Origin of the sequence: Enterobacter sp. 5-4, from assembly GCF_000612205.1 — a bacterium.
GTDB lineage: Bacteria > Pseudomonadota > Gammaproteobacteria > Enterobacterales > Enterobacteriaceae > Enterobacter > Enterobacter roggenkampii.
Genome location: NZ_JFHW01000025.1, coordinates 74,067 through 88,674 on the forward strand (window position 1 = coordinate 74,067; position 14,608 = coordinate 88,674).

Genomic DNA, 14,608 nt, shown 5'->3' on the forward strand with positions numbered 1-14,608 from the left:
GTGTTTAGAGGACGATCTCGCGCTGGCTGCGCAGTGACTCCAGCGCTTTATCCGCGAGGTACAGCGCACGTTCACCATCATCGCCGCTGCAGTCAGGCACCGCTTCGCCGCGCAGGACCGCAACAAAGTGTTCCCATTCCGCGGCGTAAGCGAATTTGTAGCGCTGCAGGAAGAAGTGTTCCGGCAGCGCGCTGGTGCAGCCCTGTTTGCCGTAGTGCTGCACCTGGTTTTCCAGAATGTTGCCCGCGCACAGCAGCCCTTCGGAGCCGTGCAGTTCCAGGCGCTGGTCGTAGCCGTAAGATGAACGGCGGCTGTTAACGATGGTCGCCATCGCGCCGGAGGCATATTTCAGAACGATAAACGCGGTATCGATGTCCCCCGCCTCGCCAATCGCCGGCTCGACCAGGTTGCTGCCCTGGGCATACACCGACACCGGCTCTTCGCCCATGATGAAGCGCGCCATGTCAAAGTCATGAATGGTCATATCGCGGAACATGCCGCCGGAGACGCGCACGTACTCCGCGGGCGGCGGAGACGGATCGCGGGAGATGATGAGCAGCGATTCCGGCTTGCCGATGCGCCCGGCCTGCGCGTCGGTTTTCACGCGGCGGAACTGCGGGTCAAAGCGGCGGTTAAAGCCGATGAACAGCGGCACGTCGTACTCTTTGACCACCTTCAGGCAGTCGCGCACGCGGGCGAGGTCGAGGTGTACCGGCTTTTCACAGAAGATGGCCTTGCCGTGGCGGGCGGCCATTTCAATCAGGTCCGCGTGGGTATCGGTGGCGGAGGCGATCAGCACGGCGTGAACGTTAGGGTCGGTCATCGCTTCATCCAGGCTCTGCTGGCGGGCCTGATACTGCGTGGCGAGGCGGGTGGCAAATTCCTGATTCGGGTCAACCACGGACCAGAGCGTGGTCGCGCCGTGGCTGGCGATGTTAGCTGCATGTACCTGGCCAATTCGGCCAGCGCCCAGTAAAGCAATGTTAAACATAACGGCTCCCGGTGTTGGTGAATGCTGTGAACTAACGACCCTATAAATAAAACATTTATTTCATTTTTATAAATAGTGAAAATTATGTTTTTGAGTGCGGGTTAACACTTTTGAGATGAATGAGATAAATTTTGTTATCAATCTCACAACATGGAAGAAGGTGCTGCTAGCCCCTCACCCCGGCAGTCTCCACAAAGGGGCGAGGGGAAAAGAGCGCACCGACCCTAACCCTCTCCCCATTGGGGAGAGGGTTAGGGTGAGGGGAAAATGAAATGAAAATTTCGTTACTTCGGGAAAACTCAATACTGACGGGCTTTTTTCACCTGCGACTGCGTTTGCTCCGCGGCCTCACGCACGGCAGACGACTTCGCCACATGCGCATCGCCGGTTCGCCACCAGGAGGCGTAGTCGTGGGTCATGGTCTTCGGCAGCACCTTGATGTCCAGCAGCGTCGGGCCAGGATGGGCGCGGGCCGCCTCCAGCGCCGCCAGCAGGCTTTGCTCATCGTTCACCCGCCACGCGCGGCAGCCGTAGCTTTCCGCATTTTGCGCAAAATCGACCTTCACCAGCGGCCCGTCAAGCCGTCCGGTTTCCGGATTGCGATGGCGGTTTTCCGTGCCAAAGCTGCCCATGCCGTGCCCCATCTGCAGGTTGTTAATGCAGCCGAAGCTGGCGTTATCAAACAGCAGAACGGTGACCTTAATGCCCTCCTGAACGGCGGTTTGCAGCTCGGAGTGCAGCATCATGTAGGAGCCATCCCCCACCATGGCGTATACCGGCTGCTGGGGCCGGGCAAGCTTCGCGCCGATGGCTGCCGCAATCTCGTAACCCATGCAGGAATAGCCGTACTCCAGGTGATAGCTGTCCGGCGTTTTGACCTGCCAGAGGCGCTGTAAATCGCCCGGCAGCGAACCGGCCGCGCCCACCACGATGGCGTTATCTTCCACATGCTGATTGATCAGCCCCAGCACCCGCGTCTGGGTCAGGCGGGTATTGAGCGCCTCGCCGTATTCCGCCAGCTGCGCGTCCAGGTGCCCCGCCACTTCGGGCGCGTCGCCCGGACGCCACTGGCGATCCCACAGGCGACGGCACTCGTCGCGCCAGGCGGATTTCGCCTCAGCGATCGCCTCTCCCCAGCCGCTGCGGTAATCACCAAGCGCGTGGGTCAATGCCTCGAGCCCGGTTTGAGCGTCGGCAATCAGCGCCGTGGCGTCCAGCTTCAGGGCGTCAAACTCGGCCACGTTCAGCAGCAGGAATTCCACGTCCGGATGGGAAAAGAGCGCCTTGGAGCCGGTGGTAAAGTCGGTCAGGCGCGTGCCGATGCCGATCACCAGGTCGGCCTGCGGGGCGAGCTGGTTGGCCGCCATCCCGCCCGTCACCCCTACGCCACCGAGGTTAAGTGGGTGGTCACTTACCAGCGCCCCCTTTCCGGCCTGGGTTTCGGCAAACGGCAGCTGCAGCGTCTCGACAAAGTCGCGAAACGCCTCATGCGCGCCGGAATAGCGCACGCCGCCGCCGCACACCACCAGCGGGCGACGCTTGCGGGCGATCAGCGCCCGCGCCTGCGCCAGACGCTGCGGATCGGGCGGACGACGCTCGATGTGGTGCACGCGACGCGCGAAGAAGCTCAGCGGATAATCCCACGCTTCCCCCTGCACGTCCTGCGGCAGGCAAATCGTCACCGCACCGGTATCTGCCGGGTCAGTAAGCGTTCGCATCGCGCTGAGCATCGCGCTCATGAGTTGCTCCGGGCGGTTAATGCGGTCCCAGTAGCGGGAGACCGGACGGAAGCAGTCGTTGGTGCTGATGCTGAGGTCGTGATACTGCTCGATCTGCTGCAGCACCGGGTCCGGCTGGCGGCTGGCGTAGATATCGCCCGGAAGCAGCAGCAGCGGGATGCGGTTCGCCGTGGCGGTTGCCGCCGCCGTGACCATATTGGCGGCGCCCGGCCCGACGGAGGAGGTGACGGCAAAGATGCGCTGACGGCGGTGCTGTTTGGCAAATCCCGTCGCCATATGGGCAATGCCCTGCTCGTTGCAGCCCTGCATCACCTGCAGATGGCCCGGATCCTGCTCCAGCGCCTGGCCGATACCCAGCACGTTGCCGTGTCCAAAGATGGTGGCGACGCCCTCCACGAAGGGCGTTTCGTGGCCATCCACGCTGACGTACTGTTGATTCAGGAACCGGACCAGCGCCTGGGCCATGGTCATACGTTCGGTTTGCATAAAATCTCCTGTCAGCCCAGCGTCGGCATGGAGAACGCAGCGCCTGTCTCCTGCTGCATTTCCGGCCAGCGCGCGGTGATGGTTTTCATTCGGGTGTAGAAGCGCACGCCGTCGTTGCCGTGGACGTTGAGCGCGCCGAAGATGGAACGCTTCCAGCCGCCGAAGCTGTGGAATGCCATCGGCACCGGGATCGGCACGTTGACCCCCACCATGCCCGCCTGCACCTCTTCGCAGAAGCGGCGCGCGCAGCCGCCGTCGCGGGTGAAGATTGCCGAGCCATTACCATATTCATGGCGGTTAATCAGGTCCACCGCGCTGGCGTAATCTGCTACGCGCACCACAGAAAGCACCGGACCAAAAATCTCTTCTTTATAGATGGTCATCTCCGGGGTGACGTTATCGAACAGCGTCGGCCCGACGAAATAGCCCTGCTCGTGGCCCTTCACGCTGAAGCCGCGACCGTCCACGCGAAGCGTCGCCCCCTGCGCTTCTCCGCTGTCGATGTAGCCCAGCACCTTGCTGCGGTGCGCGGAGGAGATGAGCGGCCCCATTTCGTTTTCCGGCGTCTGGTCCAGCCCCGGCCCGACGCGCAGCGCGGCAATCTGTTTTTCCAGCCGGGCGCAGAGGTCATCGGCGGTGTTATCGCCCACCGCCAGTACCACCGAGAGCGCCATGCAGCGTTCCCCCGCCGCGCCGTAGGCCGCGCCCATGATGGCGTTGGTCGCCATCTCCATGTCGGCATCCGGCATTAAAATGCAGTGGTTTTTCGCACCGCCCAGCGCCTGGCAGCGCTTACCGTGGGCGGACGCGGTCTGGTAAATGTATTCGGCAATCGGCGTGGAGCCGACAAAGCTCACCGCCTGCACGCGCGGGTCGGTCAGGAGCACGTCAACGGACTCTTTATCGCCCTGCACCACGTTGAAGACGCCGTCCGGCAGGCCGGCCTCTTTCAGCAGCTGCGCCAGCGCGAGCGCCAGCGAAGGGTCTTTTTCCGACGGTTTCAGCACGAAGGTATTCCCGGTCGCCAGCGCAATCGGGAACATCCACATCGGCACCATCGCCGGGAAGTTAAACGGCGTGATCCCGGCGCAGACCCCGAGCGGCTGCATCAGCGAGTGGCTGTCAACGCCGGTCCCGACGTTCGCCGAGTGTTCACCCTTTTGCAGATGCGGAATGCCGCAGGCAAATTCGACCACTTCCAGGCCGCGGGTCAGTTCGCCCACCGCATCGGAGAAGACCTTGCCGTGCTCTTCGCTAATGAGACGGGCCAGACGTTCCATATTCTCTTCCAGCAGCGCCTTGAAGCGGAACATCACGCGCGCGCGCTTAAGCGGAGCATGACGCGCCCACGCCGGAAACGCCTGCTGCGCGGCGGCGATCGCCTGCTCCGTTTCCTGTGCCGTACTCATCACCACCTGGCGGATCTGCTCGCCGGTGGCCGGGTTGAAGATCGCCTGAACGCGCTGGCCTGAACCGGTGACACATTCGCCGTGAATAAAATTCGCTACCGTCTCCATCCTTAACCTCTCGCTGTTGATACGTGACTTGACCTGAACACTGTGTACTGAACACTATATATGAAACAAATATTCCATTTTAAGTTGAAATAAAATAAATGATGATTATTGTGATCAAGGATGGATTTTTATGTTAACAGCCAGCACCACTGACGCCGCGTGCGCTATTAAGGGTTCTCGGGCGAGGAAATGACTGAATCTTCTGTTTCATTTTTGCTGCCAGATGGATGGCCGACATTTAAAAGACGCGGTTTTGCGTTTAGAATCATATGACTGTATTTGGGGGATAACATGACGACAGCAACCAGCCTGAACGAACTGCAGCAGCAAATCCGCGATCGCTACGATAGCCTGAGCAAGAGGCTGCAGCAGGTCTCCCGCTACGTGCTGGACAACACCAACAGCGTGGCGTTTGATACGGTTGCCGTTATTGCCGAGCGCGCCGACGTGCCGCCCTCGACGCTGATCCGCTTTGCCAACGCCTTTGACTTCACCGGCTTCAACGAAATGAAACAGCTGTTTCGCATGAACCTGGTGGAGGAGACCGCCAGCTACAGCGACCGCGCCCGGCTGTTCCGCGAGATGGAGAGCGAGGCCGTGCCGGAAACGCCGCTCGATATCCTGCAGGAGTTTGCCCGCTCGAACGCGCAGGCGCTGCAGCAGCTGGCCGCCCGCGCCGAGCCGGAGATGCTGGAGCGCGCGGTACAGCTGCTGGCCGACGCCGACACCATCTACATCGCCGGACTGCGTCGATCCTTTAGCGTCGCCGCGTACCTCACCTATGCTCTGAGCCATCTGGAGTGCCGCCCTATCCTGCTCGACGGCATGGGCGGGATGCTGCGCGAGCAAATCAGCCGCATTAAGGCGCGCGACATCGTGGTGTCGATAAGCTTCTCGCCGTACGCGGAAGAGACGGTGATGGTCAGCGAAACCGCCGCCAGCGTCGGCGCGCGGCAGATTGTGATTACGGACAGCCAGATCAGCCCGCTGGCGACGTTCAGCGATCTCTGCTTTGTGGTGAAAGAGGCGCAGGTGGATGCGTTTCGGTCTCAGTCGGCGACGCTGTGCCTGGTGCAATCGCTGGTGGTGGCGCTGGCGTATCGCCGGGATAACAGCGAAAAATAGCTCACTTCCGGTCCGGTCCCCCGGGCCGCGGATTTAATCAGTGAATGCTCTCCTCCATCACGAAAAACAATAAAATAATTCCCCTCCGTAACAACATTTAATCAATTGATTTTCATAATCTAATTGCCATTTCATTTCCGATTCCTTTTGCTTTGCCAATCAATCTGTGAATACCCTCAAGGAATTAACACCACTGAAACAATAATATAACTTTCAGAGGTGACATCATGCTCAATAAAGAACGTCATTACGCAATACTGACCTACCTCAACCGATATGAGCGCGCGACGGTAAGCCATCTCGCTAAAATTTTTGGCGTCACCCGCGAAACTATTCGCAGTGACCTGAATATATTATCGAAAGAAGGGAGCGTTGAGCGTTGCCATGGTGGCGCCCTTATTAAGCGCCGTATTTTTCACACCCAGTCCGTCAATAACCTTGATAGCAATATCATTCATTTTTTTGAATCTGCTCAGTCAAAAAAAACAGCCAAATCTCGACATAAAGGGCGAAAGATGAAAGGCAAAGTCTGTATTTTAGGGTCGTTCAACGTCGATATTATTGCGAATGTGGATCGTTTTCCACAAAGCGGTGAATCGATATTTTCAGAAAATACCATTATCGGGCCGGGGGGAAAAGGTGCGAACCAGGCGCTGGCTGTGAGTAAATGTAATGTGAAAACGCACTTTGTCGGGAAAGTAGGAAACGACCAGTTTAGCCAGATGGCCTATGAGCATCTTACCTCGTCGGCAATTAACAGCTTTATGCTTTATCAGGACAAAGACAAGAAAACCGGTACGGCGCTTATTTATGTTTGTCAGGGCGACGGTGAAAATATGATTGCCATTAGCCCGGGAGCTAATCAATCGATTACCGCAGATGAGGTTGAAGCCATTATTCCGGAGTTAAAAAACTCGGATATCTTTTTAACCCAGCTGGAAAATAATTTACCCGCCACGTTCCGGGCCATTGAACTTGCTCGTTTCTGCGATATTAAGGTGGTTTTAAACCCGGCCCCCTTCTCTTCTGAGGTGGCAAGCTGTCTGAAAAACGTTGATTTTCTTACGCCTAATGAAACAGAAGCATCTTTGCTATCGGGTATTGCCGTTACTGATATGGCCAGCGCGAAAGCGGCAGCAAAAGCGATAAAAGCCAAAGGCGTGGGCTGCGTCATTATCACGATGGGAGCCAAAGGCGCGCTTATTTATGACGGCGAGCAGTTTATTCATATTCCTGCGCTAAAAGCGTTATGCGTGGATACAACAGGGGCGGGAGATGCCTTTAACGGTGCATTTACGGCCAGTATGGCCAAAGGAGAGTCTCTCGTTCAGGCCGCAAAATTTGCCTGCGCCTTTGCCTCCCTGGCCGTCGAAAAAGAAGGAGCGTCAAATATGCCAGAGTACAAAGATGTGCTCACTCGTCTGACGCAATATGAAAACATCGCCATCCACATTGAGAAAAATTAACACCACGTTTTTTTCGCTTTTTTACGTCCGATGCAGGTTATACATTGCATTCGCTGCAACCATTAAAGTAATGGGAGTAAGTTCGATGAAGGCTTTAACTGAAACAAAACCCAGCGAGCGGATATCCCTTGCAAGCCACATATCACAGCAACGAACCGTTACTCGCGCCGCACGCTTTCGTCAAAAGATGCGCAGGTGGTGGCCATTTTATGTGATGGCGCTGCCGGGAGTGATTTACTTTTTTATCTGGCACTATTTACCCATCTGGGAAACGAAAATCGCTTTTGAGCAATACCGGATCATTCCTCCCAATATTTGGGTAGGCATGCAATATTTCACCACGCTGATGTCTTCTCCCGTTTTCTGGCAGGTGATACAGAATACGGTCATCATTGGCGCGATGAAACTGGTCTTTATTTTCCCGGTACCCATTATTCTCGCCCTGCTGCTCAATGAGGTGCGTTCATCCGGTTATCGTAAATTCGTCCAGTCGGTCATTTATTTACCGCACTATTTATCATGGGTTGTTATTGCCAGTATTGCTATCGCCACGCTGTCGCCCGTCGATGGCGCGATTAACGACGTCATTAAATCTATGGGATACGACCCGATTCCGTTTATGACGGATACTGGCACGATTCGCTGGGTGCTGGTTTTCACTGAAATGTGGCGCAGCGCCGGATGGGATTCTCTGCTCTATATCGCGGCAATTCTGGCCATTGACCCGCAGCTGTACGAAGCGGCGGAGATGGACGGCGCAGGCCGCTGGCGAAAAATCTGGCATATCACTCTGCCAGCCATTACGCCCACTATCGCAACGCTGTTCATCCTCAACGTCGGGCTGTTCCTGAGCCAGGGCTTTGATCAGGTGTTCAACATGAGCAACGACGTGGTGAACGGGCAGATAGATATCATCGACACCTATGTATACCGCATGGGCCTGCGCACCGGCGAATTCTCACTAGCAACGGCGGCAGGGTTATTCAAAGGCGTGATTGGCATGGTCCTTATCGTGCTGGCTCACAACGTCTCTAAACGCCTGACGGGTAAAGGAGTCTGGTAATGCGCTGGTCATCTCGAAGCACCCCATTTGAACGCATTGAATATGTTCTTATTCTCTCCGTTCTGCTGTTGCTGGTCATCGTTACGCTTCAGCCTATTCTGAATCTGGTAGCCGTCTCCTTCTCAAGCCCGGCGAAGGTCGCAGGCATGAGTGGCCTTGCCATTATCCCGGAGGGTTTCTCGCTCGATGTCTGGAAGCTGCTGCTGAGCAATAAGGCCGTTCTTCGCGGGTTTGGAAACGCGATGCTCATCACCGTGGTGGGCACGATCGTCAACGTGATTTTCACCGTGCTGCTGGCCTGGGCGCTGGCGCAAAAACGCCTGCCGGGGCGCCGCCTGCTGTTTATGTTCGTGCTCTTCACGATTGTTTTTGAGCCGGGCATCATTCCCGATTTTTTGGTGATGAAGAAACTGGGCCTGCTGAACAGCTATTGGTCGGTCATTCTCTATCGCGCTGTTTTCGCATGGTACCTGATCATTCTGGTGCGTCTGTTCGAAGAGATCCCGGAAGAGCTGCTGGAAGCCGCCGAGCTGGATGGCGCGAATCCTTTCCAGACGCTATGGCACGTCATTCTGCCGGTTGCCAAATCCTCTATTGCCATGATCACGCTGTTTTATATGGTGCTGCACTGGAACGAATTTTTCCGCGCCATGGTGTATCTCAACGATCCGGACAAGTGGCCGCTGCAGGTTGTGCTGCGTCAGTTTGTCGTTGAGGGAGATAAGTTATCCATGGTCGGTGTGGAAAGTATGTCTAACTACACTGATGCCAGCCAGATCAGTATCAAGGCGCTCAAAGCCGGCATGATCACGCTGACGATAGCCCCTCTTATCGCCATCTACCCCATTATTTTGCGCTTCTTCACCAAAGGCACCATGTCCGGTGCGGTGAAGGGTTAACAAGGAGCGATGACGATGAACGTATTCAATACCCTTACCCGCGTCCTGCTGGGCAGTCTGCTACTGTGTCAGGTTGCGCAGGCAGAGCCGGTGACGATCAGGGTGGTGGAGAAAGACCTGCTCACCACCAACCGGGAAGACGTGGAGCATATCCACCGCATAGAACAGGCGCTGGCGCGGCAGGGTCACGATATCAAAATTGAGATCGTGAATCTCTCCTCCTCCGGCTATTCCGACGTGCTGAACGTGATGCTGCTTTCCGGCACTATCCCGGATCTGATCTACTTCAACGGCAGCGATCAGAAAATGGTTGAGCAAGGCATTCTTGAGGACTGGCGTCCGTGGATCGCAAAGACCCATTATCTGAAAGAGGCGCTGTGGCCGCACAACAAACTGCGGCTGCAAAACCATCCGACGCTGCTTTATGTCTATCCGCTGCGGGCGCGCCAACCGGTGATCCGCGAAGACTGGCTGCAAAAAAGTGGCTTCGGTGCGTCCCCCAAAACGCTGGAGGAGTACGTGACGCTGTTAAGCGCCATTCACAGCGGTGATTTCAATGGCGATGGCAAAGCGGATACGGCCGGGATCACCTCTGAAAAAGATCTCCGCGATCTGGATGGTTTTTTAAATCCGGCGTTTGGGCTCCGCGCTACGTGGCTTAAGGACGCGCAGGGTCAGTGGACACACGCGCAGATTAGTCCGCAGGAGCGCGACAAGCTGCAGTATTACCACTCACTGTATGAGAAAGGACTGCTCTCTTCGCAGTACATCACCACCAACTGGGAGCTGAAAGAAGATCAGTTTTACACCGGTAAAGTGGGCGTCGTTTCCGTCTCATCACCGGGGAACGTGGGGGTCTATCAGGAGAAAATGCGCCAGGTCCACCCGGATGCCACGCTGATGCTGCTCGATCCCCCCAAAGGTCCGGGAGGGCAAGGTCTGGCGGCGGTGGATGTGTCGATGGAGACCCGCGGTTTCGCAATGTCGACGCTGTCGAAGCATAAGAAAGAGGTCATGATTTTGCTTGATTTCCTGGCAAGTCCGGAAGGGCAAATGATGGAGCAGATGGGGTTTGAAGGCACTCACTACGTTCGTAAAGGCGATGCGGTTACCGTCACGCCAAAGATTAATGCCTGGTATCCGCGATTTATCTATGCCGCAAACTGGAAACCGCCTGTGGAGTGGCGCTCGCCCGCCATGCTGCGCTACATCGACAATTCACAACGCTATTTTGCGGCAGACAACGCGTTTATTTTCCCGTCAACCTTTGCGGCCGCGCTCGATTCCACCAGCAGCATTTATAACGAATGGGCCTACAAATTTGTCTCAGGCAAGGCCTCGTTCGATATGTGGGATCAATACGTCAATGCCTGGAAATCTGCCGGGGGTAACGCCATGACTCAATACGCACAGGAAAAATTAAAATGACAGATAACTTATCTTTCAGCTCCCGGGTTCTTGGCATGCTCTACGGCGTTGCATTTGGTGATGCGCTGGGTGGCCCGGTCGAGAAACTGTCCGCCCGTCAGATTCAGGAAAAATATGGCAAAGTCACCTCCATCAACCAGCGCTGGCACCGGATGGACGAGCCGTCCTCACGTCGCAATAACCGCATTCGCGGTAATGGGATCATTACCGATGACACGTTAATGACGCTGTGTCTGATGGAAGTGTACGACGAGCTGGGCCGCCATATTGATGCCTGGGACATGGCGGGACCGTTTGTCCGGAAAATCGCCTGGGAACCCCGCTGGGTGCCGGAGCTGGACAGAGAAGCGCTGGTCATTGAGCGCCTGTTTTACCCAGAAAAATGGATATTTCATCGTCTGCAACTTGCGGCCTGCGATCCTCGTCAGGGCGGGGTTGGTAATATGGTCAACTGCGGTGCCGCCATGTACGCCGCGCCCATCGGCGTAATTAACGCCTGTAACCCCACCGCCGCCTATCAGGAGGCTATCAACTTTACGCTGGGGCACCAGCAGAGCTATGGGCTGGAAGCAGCCGGCGTGTTCGCCGCCTGCGTCTCGGCGGCGTTCATCCCGGGGATCACCCTGGATGCCATCATTGATATTGCCCTGCAGCTGGCAAAAGACGGCACGCGTAAGGCTATCAACGCCACGCTGGATGTCGCCTGCTGCTACCGCGGGCAACCCTGGGATTACCTGCAGGTTGTCGATGCGCTCCACGAGGCGCTTCTGCCCTGGTCTCCAATGGGTGATGACCTGATGCACGGACCGGAAAAAGCCGGGGTGCCAACCATGGCGTACCAGCCTTCACGTCTGATGTCGATCGAAGAACTCCCCATGGCGCTGGCGTTCTGCCTGCTTCGGGAAGGTGACTTCCGTGGCGCGGTAGAAGATTCCATCAACTCGGGGCGCGACACAGATTCTATCGGGGTCATGAGCGGAGCCATTCTCGGTGCCCTCCACGGTAACACCATTATCGAGCCGGACGTGCTTGCCGGGATTGAACACGCCAACCGCCTCGATCTTCGCGACGCCGCGCGACGCTTTACTGAAACAGCGCAGCGCATTATTCAGCAGGATCTCTGTGCCGCAGAGGAATACCGCCAGCACGTCACCCCGTTTTTGCAACCGGAGCATCGCGCCGGTCGAGGAGAGTAACATGAGCCAAATCGTATTGAACCACCTGGGTAAATCCTACGGCAACGTCAGCATCATCAAAGACATCTCGTTGAATATTCATGAAGGTGAATTTATTGTGCTGGTCGGCCCTTCCGGGTGCGGTAAATCCACGCTTTTGCGGATGATAGCCGGACTTGAGGATATCACCTCTGGCGAGCTGCTCATGCAGGGCGAAGTGGTGACCACCCTGCCCGCAAAAAAACGCGATATTGCGATGGTATTCCAGAGCTACGCGCTCTACCCGCACATGAAAGTGCGGGACAACATGAGCTTTGCCTTAAAACTCGCCAACGTGCCCAAAGCAGAGCGCATGGCGCGGGTTGAAGAAGCGGCTGAAATTCTCGGGCTGACACATCTCCTTGACCGGGTGCCGCGTGAGCTTTCCGGGGGTCAGCGCCAGCGCGTCGCAATGGGCCGGGCCATTGTCCGCGATCCGAAAGCCTTTTTGTTCGATGAACCGCTGTCCAACCTGGACGCTAAGCTGCGCCATAAAATGCGCGGCGAAATTCGCAAGCTCCACCAGCGAATCGGGCGCACGACAATCTATGTCACCCACGATCAAACCGAAGCAATGACCATGGCGGATCGCATCGTGGTGCTGAATGCAGGCAATATTGAACAGGTCGGGACACCGGAAGAGCTTTATCATAATCCGGACAACCTCTTTGTCGCAGGATTTATTGGCACCCCGGAGATCAACACCCTAAAAGGCGTAATCCAGGCCGGTAGCGTGGTGCTGGCGAACGGCTACCGCTTCCCCTGCCCGCTCAAGTCCTATATTGACGGGATGAAGATCGTCTGCGCTATTCGTCCACATCACCTTCGAATCAGCAATACCGGGATAGCAGCAGAAATTGTACTGGTCGAGATGACCGGCGAAGGGCAGGAGATTCTGGTTCGCGTGGGCGACCAGGAGATGATTGTCGTGTCGCATGAAAAACTGGATGTCAGCCCTGGCGATGCGGTATTGCTGGAAGCCGAGCTCTCCAGGGTCTTCCTGTTTGAGGAGAAAAGTGGGCGCAGGTTGCGTACGTAAATGACAAAAAGCCCGCATCATGCGGGCTTTTTTTAATGCAGGGGGATTATTCCCACTCAATCGTAGCCGGTGGCTTACCGCTGATGTCATACACCACGCGGGAAATACCGTTCACTTCGTTGATGATGCGGTTAGACACACGTCCCAGGAAGTCATACGGCAGGTGCGCCCAGTGCGCGGTCATAAAGTCGATGGTTTCTACCGCACGCAGGGAAACAACCCAGTCGTACTTACGGCCATCGCCCATCACGCCAACGGAGCGAACCGGCAGGAACACGGTGAACGCCTGGCTTACCTTGTTGTACAGGTCAGCTTTGTGCAGCTCTTCGATGAAGATCGCGTCCGCACGACGCAGCAGGTCGCAGTACTCTTTCTTCACTTCACCCAGCACGCGCACGCCCAGACCCGGGCCCGGGAACGGGTGACGGTAGAGCATGTCGTACGGCAGACCCAGTTCCAGACCGATCTTACGCACTTCGTCTTTGAACAGCTCGCGCAGCGGTTCAACCAGGCCCATCTTCATCTCTTTCGGCAGGCCGCCCACGTTGTGGTGAGATTTGATGACGTGTGCTTTACCGGTTGCGGAGGCCGCAGACTCGATCACGTCAGGGTAGATGGTACCCTGCGCCAGCCACTTCACGTCGTCCAGCTTCAGCGCTTCTTCGTCGAACACTTCAACGAACACGCGGCCGATGATCTTACGTTTCGCTTCCGGATCGTTCTCGCCTTTCAGCGCGTCCAGGAAGCGCTGCTCGCCTTCCACGTGAACGATGTTCAGACCGAAGTGGTCGCCGAACATGTCCATGACCTGCTTCGCTTCGTTCAGACGCAGCAGACCGTTGTCCACGAAGACGCAGGTCAGGTTTTTGCCGATGGCACGGTGCAGCAGCATCGCGGTGACGGAGGAGTCCACGCCGCCGGAGAGGCCGAGGATCACTTTGTCATCGCCAACCTGCTGGCGGATACGCTCAACGGCGTCGTCGATGATTTTTGCCGGGGTCCACAGGGCTTCACACTGGCAGATGTCACGCACGAAGCGCTCCAGCATGCGCATACCCTGACGGGTATGGGTCACTTCCGGGTGGAACTGCACGCCGTAGAAACGTTTTTCTTCGTTCGCCATGATGGCAAACGGGCAGCTCTCGGTGCTGGCAACGGTCACGAAGTCAGACGGGATAGCGGTGACTTTGTCGCCGTGGCTCATCCACACGTCCAGCAGCGGTTTGCCGTCTGCGGTCAGGGAGTCTTCGATACCGCGCACCAGCGCGCTGTCGTTAACCACTTCAACCTGCGCATAGCCGAACTCGCGCTCGCTGGAGCCTTCTACGTGGCCGCCCAGCTGCATTGCCATGGTCTGCATACCGTAGCAAACCCCGAATACCGGCACGCCAGCTTCGAATACGTACTGCGGCGCGCGCGGGCTGTTTTCTTCGGTGGTGCTTTCCGGGCCGCCGGACAGGATGATGCCGCTTGGATTGAATTCGCGAATCTGTGCTTCCGTGACATCCCACGCCCACAGTTCACAGTAAACGCCCAGTTCACGCACGCGACGCGCCACCAGCTGAGTGTACTGAGAACCAAAGTCCAGGATGAGAATGCGATGTTTATGAATGTTTTCCGTCATTGACGCTAATTCCGAGG

11 protein-coding genes are annotated in these 14,608 nt (G+C 56.8%); 7 read left to right on the forward strand and 4 right to left on the reverse strand.

Annotation, left to right across the window (positions count from 1 at the left end; genetic code table 11):
• Window positions 1–4: 4 nt before the first annotated feature.
• The 3 genes from iolG to AA74_RS0116310 all read right to left on the reverse strand — a co-directional run bounded on the left by iolG (window position 5) and on the right by AA74_RS0116310 (window position 4,733).
• Complete coding sequence (gene iolG, locus AA74_RS0116300) at window positions 5–991, reverse strand: inositol 2-dehydrogenase (protein ID WP_025912801.1); 987 nt, start codon at window positions 989–991, stop codon at window positions 5–7.
• 299 nt (window positions 992–1,290) lie between these two features.
• A complete protein-coding gene (gene iolD / locus AA74_RS0116305) occupies window positions 1,291–3,216 on the reverse strand; it encodes a 3D-(3,5/4)-trihydroxycyclohexane-1,2-dione acylhydrolase (decyclizing) (RefSeq protein ID WP_025912802.1) in 1,926 nt (641 codons plus the stop codon).
• A gap of 11 nt (window positions 3,217–3,227) precedes the next feature.
• Window positions 3,228–4,733 carry a CoA-acylating methylmalonate-semialdehyde dehydrogenase gene (locus tag AA74_RS0116310; protein WP_025912803.1) on the reverse strand — a complete coding sequence of 502 codons (1,506 nt, stop codon included), beginning with the start codon at window positions 4,731–4,733 and terminating at the stop codon, window positions 3,228–3,230.
• 291 nt (window positions 4,734–5,024) lie between these two features.
• On the opposite strand from AA74_RS0116310, the gene AA74_RS0116315 reads away from it, so the two are divergent.
• From AA74_RS0116315 to AA74_RS01000000122255, 7 genes are all read left to right on the forward strand, one after another.
• A complete protein-coding gene (locus AA74_RS0116315; RefSeq protein WP_021241828.1) occupies window positions 5,025–5,858 on the forward strand; it encodes a MurR/RpiR family transcriptional regulator in 834 nt (277 codons plus the stop codon).
• Between the two features lie 227 nt (window positions 5,859–6,085).
• Entirely contained in the window at window positions 6,086–7,324 is a 1,239-nt protein-coding gene (locus AA74_RS0116320) for a PfkB family carbohydrate kinase (protein WP_025912804.1), read from the forward strand.
• Window positions 7,325–7,649: 325 nt separating this feature from the next.
• A complete protein-coding gene (locus AA74_RS0116325) occupies window positions 7,650–8,387 on the forward strand; it encodes a sugar ABC transporter permease (protein WP_231433847.1) in 738 nt (245 codons plus the stop codon).
• Complete coding sequence (locus AA74_RS0116330) at window positions 8,387–9,286, forward strand: carbohydrate ABC transporter permease (RefSeq protein ID WP_021241831.1); 900 nt, start codon at window positions 8,387–8,389, stop codon at window positions 9,284–9,286. Before AA74_RS0116325 ends, AA74_RS0116330 begins: the two co-directional genes overlap by 1 nt.
• A gap of 15 nt (window positions 9,287–9,301) precedes the next feature.
• Entirely contained in the window at window positions 9,302–10,714 is a 1,413-nt protein-coding gene (locus AA74_RS0116335; RefSeq protein WP_025912806.1) for an extracellular solute-binding protein, read from the forward strand.
• The gene (locus AA74_RS01000000122250; protein WP_032667598.1) at window positions 10,711–11,910 is read left to right on the forward strand and encodes an ADP-ribosylglycohydrolase family protein; all 1,200 of its coding nucleotides are present in this window, start codon (window positions 10,711–10,713) and stop codon (window positions 11,908–11,910) included. The genes AA74_RS0116335 and AA74_RS01000000122250 overlap by 4 nt, the downstream gene beginning before the upstream one ends.
• A gap of 1 nt (window position 11,911) precedes the next feature.
• Window positions 11,912–12,967, forward strand: a complete 1,056-nt coding sequence (locus AA74_RS01000000122255) for an ABC transporter ATP-binding protein (RefSeq protein WP_025912809.1) — start codon at window positions 11,912–11,914, stop codon at window positions 12,965–12,967.
• Window positions 12,968–13,013: 46 nt separating this feature from the next.
• Here AA74_RS01000000122255 and guaA read toward each other — a convergent pair whose 3' ends face one another.
• Window positions 13,014–14,591 carry a glutamine-hydrolyzing GMP synthase gene (guaA, locus tag AA74_RS0116355; RefSeq protein WP_025912810.1) on the reverse strand — a complete coding sequence of 526 codons (1,578 nt, stop codon included), beginning with the start codon at window positions 14,589–14,591 and terminating at the stop codon, window positions 13,014–13,016.
• Between the last annotated feature and the right edge of the window lie 17 nt (window positions 14,592–14,608).